The sequence below is a fragment of the Streptomyces sp. NPDC054872 genome, from assembly GCF_053610705.1.
The window spans coordinates 1-20,059 of the sequence record NZ_JBSGYY010000072.1 but is presented as its reverse complement, the minus strand read 5'-3'; the positions used below and the strand labels follow the sequence as shown (position 1 = coordinate 20,059).

Sequence of the window (20,059 nt, the reverse complement as noted above, 5' to 3'; positions counted from 1 at the left end):
GAACGTGCGTTCCGCGGGGCCCTTCGCTGCTGCCCATGTCAGGCGCTGCCTGGATCAGGCGCGTCAGTCGTTGCCCTGCAGGATGGCGATCACACGCAGGAACTCCAGGTAGATCCAGACGAGCGTCATCGTCAGACCGAACGCCGCGAGCCAGGCCTCTTCCTTCGGCGCGCCGTACGCGATGCCGTCCTCGACCTGCTTGAAGTCCAGGGCCAGGAAGCACGCGCCGAGCAGGATGCCGGCGATGCCGAAGACGATGCCGAGGCCGCCGCTGCGGAAGCCGAGGCCGTCACCGCCGCCGAAGACCGCGAACAGCAGGTTCACGGCGGTCAGCAGCAGGAAGCCCATCGCCGCGGCCATCACGAAGCCGTAGAAGCGACGGTTGACGCGGATCCAGCCCGCCTTGTAGGCGATCAGGACACCGGCGAAGACCGCCATCGTGCCGAGCACGGCCTGCATGGCCGCGCCGTCCGCGATGCGGTTGTCGACGACGCTGGAGACGACACCGAGGAAGACACCTTCCAGGGCGGCGTACGCCAGGATCAGCGCGGGCGAGGCCTTGCGCTTGAAGGCCTGCACCAGGCCGAGCACCATCGCGACGAGGCCTGCGCCGATCGCGATGCCGTACGACTTGCTGATGTTGGCGTCGTCCACCGGCAGCAGCGCCCAGGCGAGCGCCGCCGTCACCAGGAGCGTGCCGAGCGTGGTGGCCGTACGCAGGACGACGTCGTCCATCGTCATGCGGCCTGCGGTGGTTACGGGCGCCTGGGGGGCGCCGTGCTGCAGGTCCTGCTGGGCGTACGGGTTCGTCGCGTACGGATTGGTGGGCGCCTGCTGGCCGGCACCCGCGTACGGGTTGCCCTGCTGGGTCTGCGTCCCGACGGCGGGTCCCCCGGCCTGCGGCTGCTGCTGGCCGAAGCCCGCGTAGCCGTTGTCGCGGCTGAACCCCCGTCGCGAGAAGACCGGGTTACTGCTCCTCATTTCACTCCTCCATGGCCACCGTGCGTGGCTTTGGGTCAAGAGTAATGCGTAGGCAAAAGGAAGACCCTAGTGCTTGGGGAGGATCTTTCCCTCCTTGTGACCAAGAACGCCCGGCCCGGTGCTCTCTGTTCCCGGTGGAGCGGGCGATACGCCCTCGTCGGCCGGGGTGCGGCGGCTGCGCCGGACGAGTGGCACCAGCGAGATCGCGACGGCTCCGAGCACCGCGGCCACGGCGAAGGTGGTGAATCCGAGGGACGCGTTTCCGCCGGAGACGACGGCGCCGCCCAGCCACGGTCCGACGACGGCGCCGGTGCGTCCGACGCCGGTGATCCAGCCGAGCCCGGTGGCGCGCTGGGCGGGCGTGTAGACGGACGGGGCGGAGGCGTAGACCATCACCTGCGCCGAGAAGAGCCAGATGCCGGTGACGAAGACGATCGCGTAGGCGACACCGAGGGGCAGCTCGGCCCTGAGCAGGAAGGTTCCGCAGGCGGTGAGCAGGAACCAGATCGCGGAGATCCGCACGGCGCCGAACCTGTCCGCCATCCGTCCCGCGACGAGCATGCCGACGATGCCGCCCGCGTTGATCACCATGAGGAAGGTCACGGACGAGGAGAGCGAGTAGCCGGAGGCGCGCATCAGCTCGGGGAGCCAGGTGGAGACCCCGTAGACGAGGAGCAGTCCGGCGAAGGAGGCGAGCCACAGGAGCGGGGTCGCGAACCGCCGGCCGGGCCCGAAGAGCGAGGCGACGGCGGCGAAGCGGCCCTTGGCACCCGCCTCGGGGGCCTCGGCGAGCGTCGGGGCCGGCAGCAGGTACCGGGCGGCGACGGTCTCGGCCTCACTCGTGCGGCCCTTGGCGAGCAGCACGCCGGGCGATTCGGGCAGCCACTTGAGTACGAGGGGGATGGCGACGGCCGCGGGGATCACGCCCGCCCAGAAGACGACGCGCCAGCCGTGGTCGGGCCCGAGCCAGAGTCCGAGGCCCGTGGCCGCCATGCCGCCCGCGTGGTACGAGGTCATCATCAGGCCGGTGGCGAGGGCGGCCCTGCGCGGCGGCGCGAACTCGGCGACGATCGCGAGGCTGATCGGCATCAGGCCGCCGAGCCCGAGCCCGGCGATGAAACGGCCGCCTCCGAAGACGGCGGCGGTGGGCGCGAGCGCGCAGATCGCGGAGCCCAGCGAGAACAGCGCGACGCTGCCCGTGACCATCGGCTTGCGGCCGATCCAGTCGGTGAGCGTGCCGCAGCCGAGGGCGCCGATGAGCATGCCGAAGGTGGTCCAGGAGCCGATGGTGCCGGCGGTCGACGTGGTGAAGCCGAAGTCCTTGTCGTCGATGAGGTGCGGCATCACGGCGCCGTAGATGTTGACGTCCATGCCGTCGAAGAAGACGACGAGCCAGCACAGGGCTATGACGGGGGCGACGGATCTGAAGGTCCGCTGGGGCGCGGCACCTGGGGGAGCGGTCACGGGGGCTCTCACTTCTTTGTGGGACCTGGTGGGGACGGGGGGACGGGGGTTTTCCAGGGGTGCGGCGGTGCGGGCTCAGTCGAGGGGGAAGCCCGTGTAGCTCTCCGCGAGGTCGGTCTCGGCCGCGCGGGCGGTGGCGATGCGGTCCAGCTGAGCGAGCTGGATGCGGTCGTCGAAGGGGGTGGCATCGGGGGCGCGGTGCAGCATCGTGGTCATGGCGTACGAGAAGCGCTCGGCCTGCCAGACGCGGCGCAGGCAGGTCTCCGAGTACGCCTCCAGGCGGGCGTCGGAGCCGGTGTCGCGGAGTTCGGTGAGCGCGCGGGCGAAGGTGACGACGTCGCCGACGGCGAGGTTGAGGCCCTTGGCGCCGGTGGGCGGGACGATGTGGGCGGCGTCCCCGGCGAGGAAGACGCGTCCGTGCCGCATGGGCTCGTGGACGTGACTGCGCATGGGGGTGACGGACTTGGAGGTGATGGGGCCGCGCTTCAGCGTCCAGGCGGGGTCATCGGTCTCCAGGCGGCGATCGAGCTCGTCCCAGATCTCCTCGTCGCCCCAGTCGGCGGCGTCGGTGCCTGCCGGGACCTGGAGGTAGGCGCGCGTGACGGTCGGCGACCTCATGGACAGGAGGGCGAAGCCGCGGTCGTGGCGGGCGTAGACCAGCTCGTCGTGCGAGGGCGGCACGTCGGCGAGGATGCCGAGCCAGCCGAAGGGGTAGGTCCGCTCGAAGACCCGGGCGGCTTCGGCGGGCACGGCCTTGCGGGCCACGCCCCAGGAGCCGTCGCAGCCCACCACGTAGTCGCACTCCAGGACGTCCTCGCGGCCCTGGTGGCGGAAGCGGACGCGTGGGTTCTCGGTCTCGGCGCCCTCGACGGCGAGTGCCTCGGCCTCGAAGAGCAACGGGCCGCCGGCGGCGAGCTGGAGGGCTATGAGGTCCTTGCAGACCTCGGTCTGTGCGTAGACCATCACGGACCGGCCGCCGGTCAGCGCGGGGAAGTCGACGCGGTGCCTGCGCCGGTCGAAGCGCAGTTCGATGCCGTCGTGCGGGATGCCCACGCGGTCCATGCGGGCGGCGGCGCCCGCCTCGCGCAGGACGTCGACGGTGCCCTGTTCCAGGATTCCGGCGCGCTGACGCTGTTCGACGTAGGCGCGGTCCCGGGTCTCCAGGACGACGGAATCGATGCCCGCGTTGTGCAGCAGGCGGGCGAGGAGCAGGCCCGCCGGTCCGGCTCCGATGATTCCGACGGTGGTGCGCATCGGCCGACCCCTCCACTTGTTCGCCTGGTGAACTTTCGTTCATAATGTGCTGACGGGAGTCTCCGACCGGACCCAGCGGCTGTCAACGGTTTGCGGGGCATCCGTTGTCGACCCGTGTCCCACCCGTGCGAGGAGCGGCGCCATGCCGGAAGAGTCCGTACGCCCCCTGCAGCGCGGTCTCGCGGTGCTGCGCGCCCTCGCGGTCGCCGAACAGGCCAGGGCGGGCGACCTCGTGCGTGCGACCGGCCTGGCCCGCTCGACGGTGGACCGGGTCGTGGCGACCCTGGTCCACGTCGGTTACGTACGCGAGCAGGGCCAGGAACTTCACCTCACGCCGCGCCTGATGGAGCTCGGCAACGCCTACCTGGCGGCGAGCGGGCTGAGCGGCGAGGTCGCGGCGCGCACCGCCCGGCTCGCGGACGAGCTGGACGAATCGGTGTCCCTGGCGGTGCCGGACGGCGACGGCGTCCGCTTCGTCACGCAGGCGGCGCGGCGGCGCGCGATGTCGGTGGCCTTCCGCATCGGCGATCTGCTCCCCGCCGAACGGTGCGCGCCGGGCGCGCTGTTCGCCGCCGAGTGGGACGAGGGGGCGTGGGCGGGGTGGCGGGCACGCGTGGCCGCCGGCCCCGCCGACGCCACGGCCCACGCCTTCCCCGCGCTGCCGCCCGGCCCCGCGTCCCCGCCCCCGGACCTCACGGCACGGGTGCGGCACTCGCGCGGGACGGGCTGGGCGCTGGACGACCAGCTGATCGAGCCGGGCCTGATCGCGACGGCGGTCCCGGTGCGCGACGCGGCGGGCCGCGTGCGGTACGCCCTGTCCGCGGTGAGCCACACCAGCAGGCACACGGCGCGGGGCCTGGCGGAGCTCGTACTGCCACGGCTGCGCGAGGAGGCGGCACACCTGGAGTCCCTCCCGGTTGCCGTACCGCCGTACGCGGAGGCGGAGTTGACGCCCGATCAGCCGCTGGACACGGCCGACGCCAAGGCCGAACTCGGCCCCGGCTTCCTCCAGTCGCTCGCCCGCGGCCTCGCCGTCCTGCGCGCCCTCGGCCGGGCGCACGGCGACGGCCTGCCGCTCACCGCGATCGCCGCCGCCACCGGCCTGCCACGGGCCACCGCACGCCGCTGCCTGCACACCCTGGAACAGGAGGGGTACGCGGCGCACGACGGCCGCCTCCACCGCCCGCTCCCCCGCATCCTGGAACTCGGCTACGCCCGCCTTTCGGGCCTCGGCTTCGCCGACATCGCCGAGCCGCACCTGCGTCAACTGACCGGCCGCGTACACCAGTCGGCGTCGGTGACGGTGCTCGACGGCACGGACATCCTGTACGTGGCACGCGCGGCGACGGTCCGCGTCATGAGCGTCTACATCACGCTCGGCACGCGCTTCCCCGCCTACGCCACCGCCATGGGCCGGGTCCTGCTCGCCGGACTCCCGGAGCCGGACCGCGCGCGCCTCCTGAAGGCGGACCCGCCCCGCCCCCTCACCCGCCGCACGGTCACCGACCCGGCGGCCCTGCACCACATCCTGGAGCGCGCCGCGGCCGACGGCCACGCCACCGCGGACGAGGAACTGGAGGAGGGCCTGCGCTCGGTCGCCGTACCGATCAAGGACGCGGAAGGACACGTGATCGCCGCCCTGAACGTGGCCCAGCACGCGGGGACGGCGCCACTGGAGGAGACCGTCGAAGCGCTGCTTCCCGCACTGCGCGGGACAGCGGCCGCGATCGAGGCGGATCTGCACACGGCGGCACGCTTCAACGGCGCGCTGATGCCTTGGCGTACGTACCCGCCGAGGCCTTAGCGGAGGTGCCCGGAGCCGGACTTGAACCGGCACGCCCGCTAGGGGCAGCGAGGTTTAAGCTCGCCGTGTCTGCATTCCACCATCCGGGCAGGCCATGGGCTCCGCATCAAGTGATTCGACCCTATCGGGAGGCGTCCCCCGAACAGCGGAACAACAGCCCGATGTTGTCTTATTTTATTGACGTCTGAGGGTGCATCAGCCACCGGTACGGCCCATCGGTACATGCCGCAGGCCCTTCCACCGCTGTGGGGCCTCCGGTACGGAATGACGGAATTTAGCCGCCTACGCGGTGCGCGGGGGTCACTGGTGAGTGCTACCTGCGTCAGGGGCGGGGGTCATCCCCAGGTATGACACGGGCTCCCGGAGTCCGACTGCAGAGGGCCCTCGGAACCGGAACAGCGGCTGACTACACGGCGCGGATCTGCCAGCACCATGGAGTACGTCCCCACTCGTCGTCCCGACAGGAGCACCGCCCCGTGACCACCACCCCCTTCGCCGCCCGCAGCACCGCGGTGGCCGCACGCGCCACGGACCTCTCCAAGGTGTACGGACAGGGCGAGACCCAGGTGGTCGCCCTGGACCATGTCTCCGTCGACTTCCGGCAGGGTGAGTTCACCGCGATCATGGGCCCGTCGGGCTCCGGCAAGTCGACCCTGATGCACTGTGTCGCGGGGCTCGACAGCTTCAGCGGCGGCTCCGTGCGCATCGGTGAGACCGAGCTCTCCACCCTCAAGGACAAGCAGCTCACCAAGCTCCGCCGGGACAAGATCGGCTTCATCTTCCAGGCCTTCAACCTGCTGCCGACACTGACGGCCCTGGAGAACATCACGCTGCCGATGGACATCGCGGGCCGCAAGCCCGACAAGCAGTGGCTGGAGCAGGTCATCTCGATGGTCGGCCTGGCCGGGCGTCTCTCCCACCGGCCCACCGAGCTCTCCGGCGGCCAGCAGCAGCGCGTCGCCGTGGCCCGCGCGCTCGCCTCGCAACCGGACATCATCTTCGGCGATGAGCCCACGGGAAACCTGGACTCCCGCTCGGGTGCGGAGGTCCTCGGGTTCCTCCGCAACTCCGTACGCGAGCTGGGGCAGACCGTCGTCATGGTCACGCATGACCCCGTGGCCGCGGCGTACGCGGATCGCGTGATCTTCCTTGCCGACGGGCGGATCGTCGACGAGATGCTGTCGCCGACCGCCGAGGGCGTGCTCGACCGGATGAAGTCCTTCGACGCGAAGGGCCGTACGAGCTAGCGCTCCGAGCGGCGTCGGCAGGTTCCGCCCTGCGGGTACGCCGTGGCTGGTCGCGCCCACGCGGCGGAGCCGCAAATGGACGCAGCCCCGCGCCCCTTCGGGGCTCTCCCTCCTCTCCCCCACCAGGACTCACACCCATGTTCCGTACCGCCCTGCGCAACGTGCTCGCGCACAAGGCGAGGCTGTTGATGACGGTGCTCGCCGTCATGCTCGGCGTCGCCTTCGTCTCCGGCACCCTCGTCTTCACCGACACCTTCGGCAACGCCTACAAGAACAAGTCGGCGAAGAGCTTCGACCACGTCTCGGTCGCCGTACAGACCGAAGGCGGCTCCCCCTTCTACGCGTCCGGTGACGACAGCGAGGCCAAGACGCCGCCGCGGCTGACCGACGCCCTGCTGAAGAAGACCCAGGACCTGCCCGGCGCCGACTCGGCGATCGGCGGCGTCTCGGGCTTCACCGCGCTCGCCGACAAGGACGGCAAGCTCGTCGGCGGCGAGTGGGGCACCACGGGTGCCAACTACTACCCCGGCAAGGGCGGCAAGGACCCCCGCTACGACTTCACCAAGGGCGCCGCCCCGAAGTCCGCCGGTGACATCGCACTCGACTCAAGGACCGCCGAGCGCACCGGCTACCAGACCGGCGACACCGTCCGCTACTCCACCGACGGACCGGTGAAGACCGCGAAGATCAGCGGCGTCTTCGACACCGACGACGGCAGCGTCCTCGCGGGCGGCAGCCTGGTGGTGTTCGACAACGACACCGCGCTCGAGGTTCTGGGCAAGACCCAGTACGACGAGATCGACGTGAAGGCCGCCGCGGGCACCTCCGAGACGGCGCTGAAGAGCTCGGTCGAGAAGATCCTGCCGAAGGACACGGACGCCGTGACCGGCGCCCAGCTCTCGGACGACCAGGACACGATGATCGAAGAGCAGACCAAGTCGATGAGCCAGGTCCTGCTGATCTTCGCCGGCATCGCGCTCTTCGTCGGCATCTTCATCATCGCCAACACCTTCACCATGCTGGTCGCCCAGCGCACCAAGGAGCTCGCGCTCATGCGCGCCGTCGGCGCCTCGCGCCGTCAGGTGACGCGCTCCGTGCTCATCGAGGCGTTCCTGGTGGGCCTGGTGGCCGCCGTGACCGGCTTCGCGCTCGGCATCGGCGTGGCCATGGGCCTGGAGTCCCTGATGAACTCCGCGGGCGCCTCGCTGCCCGACGGGCCGATCGTCATCGCCCCGACCACGATCGTGGTCTCCCTGATCATCGGCGTGGTCGTGACCATGCTGGCCGCCTGGCTGCCGGGCCGCCGCGCCGCGAAGATCCCGCCGGTCGCCGCGATGAACAGCGTCCACGCGACGCCGACCACGCGCGGCCTCGTCGTCCGCAACACCATCGGCTCGATCATCGTCGCCCTCGGCACGGTCATGCTGTTCATGGACGACAACTACGTGATGGCCGGCGGCGCAGCGACGATCCTCGTCGGCGTCATCGTCCTCACCCCGCTCCTGTCGCGCCCGTTCATCGCCGCGTCGGCCCCGCTCCTCAAGCCGTTCGGCGTCACGGGCAAGCTGTCCCGGCTCAACGCGGTGCGCAACCCGCGCCGCACGGCCTCCACCGCGGCAGCCCTGATGATCGGCCTGACCCTCATCACGGCGATGACGGTGGTCGCGACCTCGATGAGCAGCGCCATCAACAAGATGGCCGCGGGCTCCCTGAAGGCCGACTACACCGTCTCCATGGCGAACTACCAGCCGCTGACCCCCGAGGTCCGCGAGAAGCTGGACAAGCTGCCCGAGGTCGAGGCGAGCAGCCCGCTGCGCGCGGCCTACGGTGAGCTGGACGGCTCGTACAGCAAGATCTCGGGCGTCGACGAGAAGGACTTCGGCAAGCTGGCGAGCCTGGACTTCAGCAGCGGCTCCCTGGCGAACCTGACCGGCGAGTCCACGCTGGTCGACAAGGAGACCGCGGACAAGAAGAACCTGCGGACGGGCGACACCGTCCCGGTGAAGTTCGACGACGACAAGACGGTGAAGCTGAAGATCGCCGGTGTCTACGAGCAGAACGAGATGATCAGCGGTCTGTTCACGCCGCTCGCCGTGGTCGACCCGCATCTGTCGAAGATCGCCGACGAGCAGGTCCTCGTGAAGATGAAGGGCGGCGTCTCCGACGGGTCCGAGGACGCCATCGTCAAGGCCCTCGGCGACAACCCGGCCATCAAGATCCAGGACAAGGACGCGATCAGCAACGAGATCGCGGGCGCGATCAACCTGATGCTGAACATGCTCTACGGCCTGCTCGCGATGGCCATCCTGATCGCGGTGCTCGGCGTCATCAACACCCTCGCCATGTCGGTCTTCGAGCGGAAGCACGAGATCGGCATGATGCGGGCCATCGGCCTCGACCGCGCGAAGGTCAAGCAGATGGTGCGCCTGGAAGCGGTCCTGATCTCCCTGTTCGGCGCGGTGCTCGGCATCGGTCTCGGCCTCTTCATGGGCTGGGCCGCGGGCAACAGCATCTCCGGCACGGTGAAGACGTACGCCATGGAGGTCCCGGTCGGCCGCATCGCGATCTTCCTCTGCATCGCGGGTCTGGTCGGTGTCCTCGCGGCGATGTGGCCCGCCCGCAGCGCGGCCAAGCTGAATCCGCTGATGGCGATCAAGAGCGAGTAGCCCCCGGCAGGCGACAGGAGCGGGGCCCCGGACGACCCTTCGTCCGGGGCCCCGCTCGCGTACGTCCTACTGCCAGGTGCGGGCCCGCAGCGGCATGCCGGAGGTGCCCGCCTCCGGGGTCCTCACCGCGAGGACCTGGTTGACGCCGATGCGGTTGCGCTCGAAGGACAGCGCGGAGGCCGCCATGTAGAGGCGCCAGATGCGGGCGCGGCCCGGCGAGGTGAGCCGCTGGCCCTCCTGCCAGCGGGCCTCCAGGTTGGCGACCCATTGGCGCAGGGTGAGGGCGTAGTGCTCACGGATCGCCTCCACGTCACGCACCTCGAACCCGGCGCGCTCCAGCTGCGCGACCGTGGACCCCACGGGGGCGAGCTCGCCGCCGGGGAAGACATAGGCGTCGATGAAGTCGTCGACCTCGTACGTCGACTCGTCGGCCTGGGGGCGGCGGGCGATCTGGTGGTTGAGGAGCCGTCCGCCCGGCTTCAGCAGGGCGTGCAGGTCGTGTGCGTACTCCAAGTACTTCTCGGCGCCGACGTGTTCGGCCATGCCGATGGAGGAGATGGCGTCGTACGGGCCGTCGCGCACGTCGCGGTAGTCCTGGACGCGGATCTCGACCCGGTCGGTCAGGCCCTCCTCCGCGATGCGCTTCCTGGCGTACGCGGCCTGCTCCTGGGAGAGCGTGACGCCGACGACGGTGACGCCGTGCTCGCGGGCCGCGTGGATCGCCATGGAGCCCCAGCCGCAGCCGACGTCCAGGAGCCGCATGCCGGGCTTCAGGGCGAGCTTGCGGGAGATGAGTTCGAGCTTGTCGCGCTGAGCGTCCTCAAGGGTGGAGGTTGCCTCTTCACCGTCCCCCCAGTACGCGCACGAGTAGACCATCGAGGGGCCGAGCACCAGCTCGTAGAAGTCATTGCCCACGTCGTAGTGGTGGCTGATGGCCTGCCGGTCGCTGCGCTTGGTGTGCAGGTGGAGACGGCCGCGCCCGCGCATCTCCTCCGGCGGCGGGGCGGGCGGCAGGAAGGGCGCGGCGAGGCCGACCAGGCTGCGGGCCGCGGCGCGGAACCGCGGGTCGCGCAGGGACTCCCTGAGGCTCTTGGCGTCCTCGTCGCGCTCCCAGATGAACCCGGCGAGCCGGTCGAGCGCGGCGTACAGATCGCCCTCGACGTCCAGGTCCCCGGCCACCCAGGCGCGGGCCAGGCCCAGCTCGCCCGGCTTCCACATCAGGCGGCGCAGGGCCCGACGGCTGCGTACGACGAGGACGGGGGCACCCGGCGGGCCTGCTTCCGAACCGTCCCAGGCGCGGATGCGCACGGGGAGCGGGGCTCCCAGCAGTTGTTCGGCGAGGCTCTCAAGCCGCAGTGCGGCGTGTGGCATGGCGCACACCTCCGTGATGGCGATCCCGGACAGCTCAACACCACGTAAACACCAACGGGACTCTTGCGCAGTCCCGTTGCCGCGTCACGGATCGGCAAAATAAGTGTAAGCACCATGCATACGGGGACGGAAAAACCCGAGGGGGCCGCCCGCACCACGGATGGCGGGCGGCCCCCTCGGGGCTGTTCAGGGACCGGAGGTCAGGAGGCCTTGGCCTTCTCCTCGGACCCGGCGGCGACCGGCTCGGCCTTGGCCGCGGCGGGCTTCGGCGCGGGCTTGGCGGCCTCGTAGAACTCCTCGCGCGGCGTCTCCATGGCGCCCAGCGAGACGACCTCCCGCTTGAGGAAGACCGCGAGCGTCCAGTCCGCGAAGACCCGGATCTTGCGGTTGAACGTCGGCATCGCCATGCCGTGGTACGCGCGGTGCATGTACCAGGCCAGACGGCCCTTGAGCTTGATCTTCATCTTGCCCATGACGATCATCGCGACGCCCTTGTGCAGGCCGAGACCGGCGACCGCACCCTTGTTGGCGTGGCTGTACTCCTTCTGCGGGAAGCCCCGCATGCCGGAGATCACGTTGTCGCCGAGGACCTTGGCCTGACGCAGCGCGTGCTGGGCGTTCGGCGGGCACCAGGCGTTCTCGTTGCCGGCCTTGCGGCCGACCATGTCCGGCACCTGGGCGTTGTCGCCCGCGGCCCAGATGTAGTCGGTGCCCTGGACCTGGAGGGTCGTCTGGGTGTCGACGTGGCCACGGGGGCCGAGCGGCAGACCGAAGCGGGCGAGCGCCGGGTTCGGCTTGACGCCGGCCGTCCACACGATGGTGCTGGAGTCGACCTCGAGGCCGTTGTTCAGGACCACGTGGCCGTCCACGCAGGAGTCCATGCCGGTCTTGAGGTAGACCTCGACACCGCGGCCCTCGAGATGCTCCTTGCCGTACTGGCCGAGCTTCGGGCCGACCTCGGGGAGGATCTTGTCCGCCACGTCGACGAGCACGAAGCGCATGTCCTCGCGCTTCACGTTGTTGTAGTACTTGGCCGCGTCGCGGGCCATGTCCTCGACCTCACCGATGGTCTCCGCACCCGCGAAGCCACCGCCGACGAAGACGAAGGTCAGCGCCTTGCGGCGGACGTCCTCGTCCGTCGTGGAGTCAGCCTTGTCCAGCTGCTCGAGGACGTGGTTGCGCAGGCCGATGGCCTCCTCGATGCCCTTCATGCCGATGCCCTGCTCGGCGAGGCCGGGGATCGGGAAGGTGCGGGAGACCGCGCCCATCGCGATGACCAGGTAGTCGAAAGGCAGCTCGTACGCCTCGCCCACGAGGGGGGCGATCGTCGCGACCTTGCGGTCCTGATCGATGGTGGTGACCCGGCCGGTCAGAACTTCCGCCTTGGGCAGCACGCGTCGCAGCGGGACGACGACGTGCCGAGGCGAAATGCTGCCGGCGGCGGCTTCGGGGAGGAAGGGCTGGTAGGTCATGTACGACCGGGGGTCGACGACCGTGACGGTCGCCTCTCCGTAGCGCATCTTCTTGAGAATGCGCCGAGCTGCGTACAGGCCTACGTACCCACCGCCTACTACGAGGATCCTGGGACGCTCCGTGGTGCTCATGCCATCGAGTATCCACCTGCCCGGCGGGGGTCGCTCGTGCGCCCCTTCACAAGCATGGGTGGACCCTCTGCTACACTTCGCCGCCCACGTGACGCAGGCCATAGAGCCCCAGGGGAACCACGGGACAACCCGAGACGTTGTGCACCCCTTGTGAGCTGCCGCTCTGGCCCCTCGAGCGCAGTGGACCACGCGCCGGGCCCACCCTCCGGACGCACTCCCGAACCTTCACTGTCGTGGGTCGCGAGGCCCTCTCGGATCACTTTTAGGGGTCCAGAACCCCTGAACATCGTCCAACCGAGCCGATTTCCTTGTGAAGAACTTCACGAACTTTCCCGACGACATGTCGTCGAGGGCCCTTCCGGGCCCCTCATCAGCCGCTCAGACGCTACATGAGGCGCTCAGGCGATCGACCAGCCGATGCCGTCGAGGATGTCGTGCTCACTGACGACGACCTCCTCCGCGCCGGTCCTTTCCATGATCGAAAGGAGGACGAGGGCGCCCGCCACGATGACGTCCACACGCCCCGGATGCATCACCGGGATCGCGGACCGCTCGTCGTGCGTGGACCCGGCAAGACGGGCGGCGATCTCGCGCACCCGCTCGTAGGAGACACGGGAGTGGTGGATCGCCGCGGAGTCGTACGCGTCGAGGCCGAGCGCGATGGCGGACACCGTCGTCACCGAGCCCGCGAGGCCGACCAGCGTGCGGGCCTCGCGGATCGGCACCGTCTCCTCGGCGAGGTCGAGCGCGGCCGTGATGTCGGCCCGGACGGCGTCGAGTTCGGCGGGCGCGGGCGGGTCGGAGCGGATGTGCCGCTCCGTGAGGCGCACGCAGCCGATGTCCACGGAGCGGGCCGCGCGGACGGTGTCGTCGCCGACGACGAACTCCGTGGAGCCGCCGCCGATGTCGACGACGAGGTACGGCTTGGCGAGGTGGTCGCTGCCCGTCAGCTCCTTCGTCGCCCCCGTGAAGGAGAACTCGGCCTCCTGGTCACCGCTGATGACCTCCGGCTCGACGCCGAGGATGTCCAGGACCCCGCGTACGAAGTCGTCGCGGTTCTCGGCGTCGCGGGACGCGGAGGTCGCCACGAAGCGCAGGCGTTCGGCGCCGTGCGCCTTGATGACCTCGGCGTACTCGCGGCACGCCGCGAAGGTCCGCTCCAGGGCCTCCGGGGCCAGACGGCCCGTCTTGTCCACGCCCTGACCGAGGCGGACGATCGTCATCCTGCGGTCCAGGTCGACGAGTTCGCCGGTCAGCGGGTCGGCGTCCGCCACAAGGAGGCGGATGGAGTTCGTGCCGCAGTCGATGGCCGCCACGCGGGTCATGCGCTCTCCCCCGCGGGCTCACCCTCCGGAAGGGACACGCACGCGCCCTTGCGCCACCACTCCGGGAGCATGGCGATCGCCTCGTCGCCCAGCGGGTTCACGCCAGGGCCCGCGGCCAGGGAGTGACCGACCAGGACGTGCAGGCACTTCACGCGGTCCGGCATGCCGCCCGCGCTCGGGAAGCCCTCGAGTACCTCGATGGCGTCACGGCGCGCGATGTAGTCCTCGTGCGCCTTGCGGTAGGCGGCCGCCAGCTCGGGGTCCGTCTTCAGCCGCTCCGACATCTCCTTCATGACGCCGTTGGCCTCAAGGGTGCCGATCGCGGACGCGGCCCGCGGGCACGTCAGGTAGTACGTCGTCGGGAACGGCGTCCCGTCGGGAAGGCGCGGCGCCGTCTCGACGACGTCCGGCTGCCCGCACGGGCAGCGGTGGGCGATGGCCCGCAGGCCGCGCGGCGGGCGGCCGAGCTGCTGCTTGAATGCCTCGACGTCGGCGTCGGTGGGCTCGGTGCGCGGGGTGGTCGGCGGGGGCGTTTCCATGCCTGTCTTTCGATCGGTTCGCTACACGAGGTATGCGAGAGGTAGTGGTGGGAGGAGGTCAGTCCTCGGCCGGGCGGTCCGCCTTGTCGACGCCGTCCCAGACGTTCGAGTACCAGGGCCTGGCGGCGGCCCCCTGGTCGGAGCGCTGCTTCTTCGCCGCCTCGGGGTCGACCACCGTGTAGCCGGTCTCGCCCGGCATCACATAGTGCAGCCGGTCCCGGATGCGCTGCTCCGCGTACGCGTCGTCCCGCCAGCGGGCCTTCTCGTCCTTCAGCCTCTCGACGTGCTCGCGTCGCTCGGCCTGCTCCTTGCGCTGGTCGGCGATCTCGGCGCGCTGGGAGACGTACTGCCTTATCGGGTAGGCGAGCGCGACGACCAGCGAACACAGCACGAGCGCGAGAAGCGCGGCGCGTCCCGTGAGCCGGGAGCGGCGCGCCTGGCGCTTGGTCTGGGAGCGGTAGACACGCTCCGCGGTCTGCTCGCCGAGCAGCCGCAGCCTGGTCGCGGTGGAGAACCGGTCGCGGTCCTTCACGGCCATGTGTGCCGCCTCCCCGATACGTACGAACGTCCCCGCACACGGTACGGGACCGAGTACGGGGACGTACGTATCTACTCAGCGGAGCCGAGGACCGGAGGTGCTCAGCCCTTGAAGCGGGGGAACGCCGAACGGCCCGCGTACACCGCGGCGTCGTCCAGGATCTCCTCGATACGGAGCAGCTGGTTGTACTTGGCGACGCGCTCGGAGCGGGCCGGGGCGCCGGTCTTGATCTGGCCGCAGTTGGTGGCGACGGCGAGGTCGGCGATGGTGACGTCCTCGGTCTCACCGGAGCGGTGCGACATCATGCACTTGAAGCCGCTGCGCTGGGCCATCTCGACGGCGTCGAGGGTCTCGGTCAGCGAGCCGATCTGGTTGACCTTCACCAGGAGGGCGTTGGCCGACTTCTCCTCGATGCCGCGGGCGAGGCGCTCCGGGTTGGTGACGAAGAGGTCGTCGCCGACGAGCTGGACCTTGTCGCCCAGCTTCTCGGTGATGACGTTCCAGCCGGCCCAGTCGTCCTCGAACAGCGGGTCCTCGATGGAGACGAGCGGGTACGAGGCGACGAGCTCCTCGTAGTACTCGGTCATCTCGGCGGCCGAGCGGGACTTGCCCTCGAAGTCGTACGAGCCGTCCTTGTAGAACTCGGACGCGGCGACGTCGAGCGCGAGCGCGATCTGCTCGCCGGGGACGTAACCGGCCTGCTTGATGGCCTCGAGGATGAGGTCGAGCGCGGCGCGGTTGGAGTCCAGGTTCGGGGCGAAGCCGCCCTCGTCGCCCAGGCCCGTGGAGAGGCCCTTGTCCTTCAGGACCTTCTTCAGCGTGTGGTAGACCTCGGTGCCCCAGCGCAGGGCCTCGGAGAACGACTCGGCGCCGATCGGCGCGATCATGAACTCCTGGATGTCGACGTTCGAGTCGGCGTGCGACCCGCCGTTCAGGATGTTCATCATCGGAACGGGCAGCAGGTGCGCGTTCGGGCCGCCGAGGTAGCGGAAGAGCGGGAGGTCGGAGGCCTCCGACGCGGCGTGCGCGACGGCGAGCGAGACGCCGAGGATGGCGTTGGCGCCGAGCGAGCCCTTGTTGTCGGTGGCGTCGAGGTCGAACATCGCCTGGTCGATCAGGCGCTGCTCGGTGGCGTCGTACCCGACGAGCTCCGGGCCGATCTGCTCGATGACGGCGAGGACGGCCTTCTCCACGCCCTTGCCCATGTAACGGTTGGGATCACCGTCACGGAGTTCGATGGCCTCGAAAGCACCGGTGGACGCACCGGACGGAACGGCGGCACGACCCGTGCTGCCGTCGTCGAGGCCGACCTCGACCTCGACCGTGGGGTTGCCTCGGGAGTCCAGGATTTCCCGGGCTACGACGACGTCGATGGACGGCACGAGCATCTCCTTCTGGGATGTGACGCGGGTACGCGAGGCGTTGGCCTCGCGGACACGAGCCTAACCGGCTCCCGGACAACAGCCAGCCGACCGACCGTCCTGTGGACAAACCGAGAGCGAAATGTTTACGAACGGAACAAACATACCCCGCCCCGGTGCGTACGGGGGATACGCGCACCGGGACGGGGTGGACCCGTGGGGACGGGGGGTGGGGCGGGCGGCGCCTCCGCCGAAGCGCCGCCCGCCTCCCCCGGCGTCCTAGCTCAGGTGGAGCTGCTGGCCGGGGTAGATCATGTCGGCGTTGTCGATGATGTCGCCGTTGAGCTTGTAGACCTTGTGCCAGCCGCCCTTGACGTCCTTGGCATCGGCGATCTTGGAGAGGGTGTCGCCCTTCTTGACCTTGTACTCGCCGTCGCCCTTCTTGACCGTCTTGCCGGTCGGGGTCTCGACGGTCTTCTTGGACTCGGCCTTCGGGGCGGCCTCGGCCTTCGGAGCGGCCTGCTGCGGCTGCTCGGTCTGGGCGCTGGGCTGGCTCTTGGGCTGCTCCTGGGTCTGCTGCGGGGCGCTCTCCTGCGCACCGCCACCCTCGTTGGAGGCGCCCGAGAGGCCGACGCCGCAGCTCGGCCAGGCACCCTTGCCCTGACCCGCGAGGACCTTCTCGCCTATCTCGATCTGCTGGGCCTTGGAGGCCTTGTCGGCGGTGGGCGCGTACTTCGTGCCGCCGTACGCGGCCCAGGTGGACGACGAGAACTGCAGGCCGCCCGTGTAGCCGTTGCCGGTGTTGATCGACCAGTTGCCGCCGGACTCGCACTGCGCGACGGCGTCCCACTCGGAGTTCGTGGCGGCGGAGGCCTGGCCGGCCGCCATCAGCGGGGCTGCGACCGCGACACCGGTGACGCCGGCGAGCGTGGCGACGCGGGTGGCCTTGGACGGGCGGCGGTGCTTGCCCTTGCTGGAAAACAGCATGAGTGATCCCCTCACCGACGCCTGCGAGGTGAGCTGTCGGGTTCGGGCCGATGAAGTTGCCCGGCCGCGCTTCCTGAGCGCGACTTAACCCCTAGCCGTTCCTGGCCGTCTCCCCGCCTCGCTCTCGCGAGGCCGTTCAACGGCCGGGCCCGGCGGAAACCTTGGTTCCCCCGCTCCTGCCTACGGCGCTTGCGCGACGACTGTTCCCGAACGGCCGTTGGCAGGACTCGGCGTACCGACCGGCGGGGCCCGCTGTGGCGAGCGGTCACGACCGTAGTCATGCCAACGGCCGATTTCCAAAGACGATCAGGGCTTCTGAGACCCATGTCTCACTTACGCCAATTGGGACAACGAGCGCAAAGCGACTCGTCAACTACCCTTACTTTTCGCCCAAATCGAGGCTCTGACCGGGAAGGATGAGATCGGGGTCGGAGCCGACGGACTTCTCGTTCCCGGCGTACAGCTCGGTCCACCCGCCCTTCACGTCGAGGTCGTCGGCGATGACCGAGAGGCTGTCCCCGGAGCGGACCGTGTACGTCCCGTCGGAGACGTCGTGCTCGCGCTCGTCGCCGCGGGAGGCGTGCCGGCCCGAACCCTCGCGCGCGGAGCCTTCGGATGCCTCGTCGTCGGCGCTGCCGCCGCGGTGGCGGCCTTCGCCCTCGCCGGTGGAAGGCTCGGCGGCGGGCGAAGTGTCCTCGTCGCGCCCGGACTTGTCCGGGTCGCCGGACTTGGTCGAGTCACCCGAGTCATCCGACTTGCCCGAGTCGTCGTGATTCTTGTCTCGTGACGCGTCGTCGGCGTCGGGCTTCTGGGACGGCTCGGCATCGTCCGAGGGCTCGACCGACTCGGACGGCTCGTCGGACTCACCGGAGCCCTTCGAGTCCTTCGGACCCTTCGAGTCCGTCGAGCCCTCCGAGTCCTTGGAGTCACTCGACTCCGACGGCTCGCCAGAAGGAATCGCGATCGGAGCGCCCGGGTCGACGTCGGCGGCGGCGCCGTCCTGGGTGAGCCCCGCGACCGGCGCGCAACTCGGCCAGGCCTTGGTCCCCTGGTCGTCGAGGACCTTCTCGGCCACGGAGATCTGCTGCGAACGGCTCGCCTGATCGGCGCTCGGTGCGAAGTCGAGGCCGCCGTGCTCCTCCCAGGTCTGCTGCGAGAGCTGGAGTCCGCCGTAGTAGCCGTTGCCCGCGTCCGCGCTCCAGGCTCCGCCGCTCTCGCACTCCGCGAGCTTGTCCCACGTGGCGGTGTCCGCCGCGCTCGCGCTGGTGGCGCCGAGCAGCGGGATGGCGATGGCCGACCCCGCCACTCCTGCCGCGACGATCAGGGCCGGGGCCTGGCGGGGGCGTCGGTGACGACCATTGCCGGAGAGCATGCGGTTGCCTTTCGCGTGACTGGAGCGACGACTGCGGCACGGGATGCCGAGTCGTCGGTGAACGTAGCGGCAGTCGAACGCTTGTCACAAGTCGATGCAGCGGAGATCACGTGAAAGTCACAGTCTTGACGGTCCGTCAGCTAAACGTCGTTTCGGGGGCTTCTCATTCGCCGATTATTTGCTCTGCTGTGCGGGTGTGAACTCCACGGGAAGCGTGCGGAGTCCACGCATGATGAGGCCGCCACGCCACCTCAAATCACCAGGTTCCGCCGCGAGACGCAGGTCAGGGAGGCGCCGCAGGAGGGTCGCGAGGGCGGCCTGCCCTTCGAGCCTGGCCAGTGGTGCGCCGAGACAGTAATGAATGCCATGGCCGTAGCCGAGGTGTTGGTTGTCGCGGCGGGAGAGGTCGAGCGTGTCCGGTCGGTCGAATCGTGCGGGGTCGCGATCGGCGGCTGCGAGGACCACGAGGACGGGGTCGCCGGCGGCGATGTCCTCCCCTCCGACGGTCAGCGGCTCGGTGGCGTACCGCCAGGTGGCGAGTTCGACGGGCCCGTCGAAGCGGAGGAGTTCCTCGAGTCCCGTCTCCAAGAGCGCGGTGTCGCCCTCCCTGAGGGAGGCCTGGAGCCGCTCGCGCTGCTCGGGGTGGGTGAGGAGGGCGTACGTGCCGTTACCGATCAGATTGACGGTGGTCTCGAAGCCGGCGAACAGCAGGATGAAGGCCATCGCGGCGGCCTCGTTCTCGGTGAGGTGCTCGCCGTGGTCGGAGGCGCGGATGAGCCCGGAGATGAGGTCGTCGCCGGGTTCCAGGCGCTTGCGGTGGATCAGCTCGGCGAGATAGCCGCGCATCTTCTTCACCGACCGGGCGACCCCTCCCCTGGGCCCGCCGCCGTGCCGGATCATCATCCCCGCCCAGTCGCGGAAGTCGTCCTGGTCCTCGCGGGGCACGCCGAGCAGGTCGCAGATCGCGTAGATGGGGAGCGGGAAGGCGAAGTCGTGGATGAGGTCGGCCTCCCCCTTCTCCACGAACTGGTCTATGAGCCGGTCGGTCAGCTCCTGCACGCGGGGCGCGAACTCGGCGATACGGCGGGGGGTGAAGGCCTTGGAGACGAGGCGGCGCAGGCGGGTGTGGTCGGGCGGATCGATGTTGAGCAGATGCGTCATGAGGTTGGCGCTGCGCTCGCCGGGGATGCCGGTCTTGCCCTTCGCGTGCGCGGAGACGCCGTGATGGGCCGGGTTCTTGCTGAGCCGCTGGTCGGCGAGTGCCTGCTTGGCGTCGGCGTACCGGGTGACCAGCCAGGCCTCCACGCCACTGGGCAGCCGCGTCTTGTGCACGGGCGCGTGCTCGCGGAGCCAGGCGTAGGCGGGGTAGGGGTCGGTGGCGAACTCCCAGGTGAAGAGTTCTGGCCCCTGGGCCTCGGGCGGGGTCGCGTGTGCCCCTGCGGGGGCTGGCGGCTGGTCTTGCATGGGGTCGACGTTATCCGGCGCCGTCATCACCGGCTCCGCCGAGTTCGTCCTCAATCGCCGGACGGGCTGACAGATGTCAGCC

The 20,059-nt window shown here is 70.0% G+C and carries 15 protein-coding genes, 1 tRNA gene and 1 riboswitch; of the genes, 3 read left to right on the top strand and 13 right to left on the bottom strand.

Annotated features, from left to right (window positions below):
* Positions 1-63: 63 nt before the first annotated feature.
* From ACWGIH_RS42900 to ACWGIH_RS42890, 3 genes are all read right to left on the bottom strand, one after another.
* Positions 64-981, bottom strand: a complete 918-nt coding sequence (locus ACWGIH_RS42900; protein ID WP_453449066.1) for a Bax inhibitor-1/YccA family protein — start codon at positions 979-981, stop codon at positions 64-66.
* Between the two features lie 66 nt (positions 982-1,047).
* On the bottom strand, positions 1,048-2,445 hold the full coding sequence (locus ACWGIH_RS42895; protein WP_453449065.1) for an MFS transporter: 1,398 nt from the start codon (positions 2,443-2,445) through the stop codon (positions 1,048-1,050).
* 75 nt (positions 2,446-2,520) lie between these two features.
* Entirely contained in the window at positions 2,521-3,699 is a 1,179-nt protein-coding gene (locus tag ACWGIH_RS42890; RefSeq protein WP_453449064.1) for a 4-hydroxybenzoate 3-monooxygenase, read from the bottom strand.
* 142 nt (positions 3,700-3,841) lie between these two features.
* Between ACWGIH_RS42890 and ACWGIH_RS42885 the strand changes: the two genes are divergently transcribed.
* On the top strand, positions 3,842-5,503 hold the full coding sequence (locus ACWGIH_RS42885; protein WP_453449063.1) for an IclR family transcriptional regulator domain-containing protein: 1,662 nt from the start codon (positions 3,842-3,844) through the stop codon (positions 5,501-5,503).
* 6 nt (positions 5,504-5,509) lie between these two features.
* On the opposite strand, the gene ACWGIH_RS42880 is transcribed toward ACWGIH_RS42885, so the two are convergent.
* Positions 5,510-5,592, bottom strand: a tRNA-Leu gene (locus tag ACWGIH_RS42880).
* A 387-nt stretch (positions 5,593-5,979) separates the two neighbouring features.
* Here ACWGIH_RS42880 and ACWGIH_RS42875 point away from each other — a divergent pair.
* Both ACWGIH_RS42875 and ACWGIH_RS42870 read left to right on the top strand, forming a co-directional pair.
* Positions 5,980-6,750 carry an ABC transporter ATP-binding protein gene (locus ACWGIH_RS42875; protein WP_453449062.1) on the top strand — a complete coding sequence of 257 codons (771 nt, stop codon included), beginning with the start codon at positions 5,980-5,982 and terminating at the stop codon, positions 6,748-6,750.
* A 137-nt stretch (positions 6,751-6,887) separates the two neighbouring features.
* Entirely contained in the window at positions 6,888-9,416 is a 2,529-nt protein-coding gene (locus tag ACWGIH_RS42870) for an ABC transporter permease (protein ID WP_453449061.1), read from the top strand.
* 66 nt (positions 9,417-9,482) lie between these two features.
* Here the strand turns inward: ACWGIH_RS42870 and ACWGIH_RS42865 are convergent, their stop codons facing one another.
* The 9 genes from ACWGIH_RS42865 to ACWGIH_RS42825 all read right to left on the bottom strand — a co-directional run bounded on the left by ACWGIH_RS42865 (position 9,483) and on the right by ACWGIH_RS42825 (position 19,977).
* Positions 9,483-10,787, bottom strand: coding sequence for a class I SAM-dependent methyltransferase (locus ACWGIH_RS42865; RefSeq protein ID WP_453452642.1), 1,305 nt, complete (start codon positions 10,785-10,787; stop codon positions 9,483-9,485).
* Positions 10,788-10,987: 200 nt separating this feature from the next.
* The gene (locus tag ACWGIH_RS42860) at positions 10,988-12,391 is read right to left on the bottom strand and encodes an NAD(P)/FAD-dependent oxidoreductase (RefSeq protein WP_365863819.1); all 1,404 of its coding nucleotides are present in this window, start codon (positions 12,389-12,391) and stop codon (positions 10,988-10,990) included.
* Positions 12,392-12,789: 398 nt separating this feature from the next.
* Positions 12,790-13,716, bottom strand: a complete 927-nt coding sequence (locus tag ACWGIH_RS42855) for a Ppx/GppA phosphatase family protein (RefSeq protein ID WP_453452640.1) — start codon at positions 13,714-13,716, stop codon at positions 12,790-12,792.
* The gene (locus ACWGIH_RS42850) at positions 13,713-14,255 is read right to left on the bottom strand and encodes a DUF501 domain-containing protein (RefSeq protein ID WP_453452638.1); all 543 of its coding nucleotides are present in this window, start codon (positions 14,253-14,255) and stop codon (positions 13,713-13,715) included. The genes ACWGIH_RS42855 and ACWGIH_RS42850 overlap by 4 nt, the downstream gene beginning before the upstream one ends.
* A 58-nt stretch (positions 14,256-14,313) precedes the next feature.
* Positions 14,314-14,793 carry an FtsB family cell division protein gene (locus ACWGIH_RS42845; RefSeq protein ID WP_453452636.1) on the bottom strand — a complete coding sequence of 160 codons (480 nt, stop codon included), beginning with the start codon at positions 14,791-14,793 and terminating at the stop codon, positions 14,314-14,316.
* A 101-nt stretch (positions 14,794-14,894) separates the two neighbouring features.
* Positions 14,895-16,175 (bottom strand): phosphopyruvate hydratase, encoded by a 1,281-nt coding sequence (eno, locus tag ACWGIH_RS42840; RefSeq protein ID WP_190083504.1) that lies wholly within the window; start codon positions 16,173-16,175, stop codon positions 14,895-14,897.
* A gap of 258 nt (positions 16,176-16,433) precedes the next feature.
* The gene (locus ACWGIH_RS42835; RefSeq protein ID WP_453452633.1) at positions 16,434-17,141 is read right to left on the bottom strand and encodes a transglycosylase family protein; all 708 of its coding nucleotides are present in this window, start codon (positions 17,139-17,141) and stop codon (positions 16,434-16,436) included.
* Positions 17,142-17,144: 3 nt separating this feature from the next.
* Positions 17,145-17,339: riboswitch (cyclic di-AMP (ydaO/yuaA leader) on the bottom strand.
* A 181-nt stretch (positions 17,340-17,520) separates the two neighbouring features.
* Entirely contained in the window at positions 17,521-18,513 is a 993-nt protein-coding gene (locus ACWGIH_RS42830; RefSeq protein ID WP_453452632.1) for a transglycosylase family protein, read from the bottom strand.
* A 174-nt stretch (positions 18,514-18,687) separates the two neighbouring features.
* On the bottom strand, positions 18,688-19,977 hold the full coding sequence (locus tag ACWGIH_RS42825; RefSeq protein WP_453452630.1) for a cytochrome P450 family protein: 1,290 nt from the start codon (positions 19,975-19,977) through the stop codon (positions 18,688-18,690).
* Positions 19,978-20,059: the final 82 nt, after the last annotated feature.

Bases quoted from the DNA above. Each gene is read 5' to 3' on its own strand.
- ACWGIH_RS42900 (WP_453449066.1), bottom strand. From the start codon at position 981: ATGAGGAGCAGTAACCCGGTCTTCTCGCGACGGGGGTTCAGCCGCGAC.
- ACWGIH_RS42890 (WP_453449064.1), bottom strand. From the start codon at position 3,699: ATGCGCACCACCGTCGGAATCATCGGAGCCGGACCGGCGGGCCTGCTC.
- ACWGIH_RS42885 (WP_453449063.1), top strand. From the start codon at position 3,842: ATGCCGGAAGAGTCCGTACGCCCCCTGCAGCGCGGTCTCGCGGTGCTG.
- ACWGIH_RS42870 (WP_453449061.1), top strand. From the start codon at position 6,888: ATGTTCCGTACCGCCCTGCGCAACGTGCTCGCGCACAAGGCGAGGCTG.
- ACWGIH_RS42865 (WP_453452642.1), bottom strand. From the start codon at position 10,787: ATGCCACACGCCGCACTGCGGCTTGAGAGCCTCGCCGAACAACTGCTG.
- ACWGIH_RS42860 (WP_365863819.1), bottom strand. From the start codon at position 12,391: ATGAGCACCACGGAGCGTCCCAGGATCCTCGTAGTAGGCGGTGGGTAC.
- ACWGIH_RS42855 (WP_453452640.1), bottom strand. From the start codon at position 13,716: ATGACCCGCGTGGCGGCCATCGACTGCGGCACGAACTCCATCCGCCTC.
- ACWGIH_RS42850 (WP_453452638.1), bottom strand. From the start codon at position 14,255: ATGGAAACGCCCCCGCCGACCACCCCGCGCACCGAGCCCACCGACGCC.
- ACWGIH_RS42845 (WP_453452636.1), bottom strand. From the start codon at position 14,793: ATGGCCGTGAAGGACCGCGACCGGTTCTCCACCGCGACCAGGCTGCGG.
- ACWGIH_RS42835 (WP_453452633.1), bottom strand. From the start codon at position 17,141: ATGCTGTTTTCCAGCAAGGGCAAGCACCGCCGCCCGTCCAAGGCCACC.
- ACWGIH_RS42830 (WP_453452632.1), bottom strand. From the start codon at position 18,513: ATGCTCTCCGGCAATGGTCGTCACCGACGCCCCCGCCAGGCCCCGGCC.
- ACWGIH_RS42825 (WP_453452630.1), bottom strand. From the start codon at position 19,977: ATGCAAGACCAGCCGCCAGCCCCCGCAGGGGCACACGCGACCCCGCCC.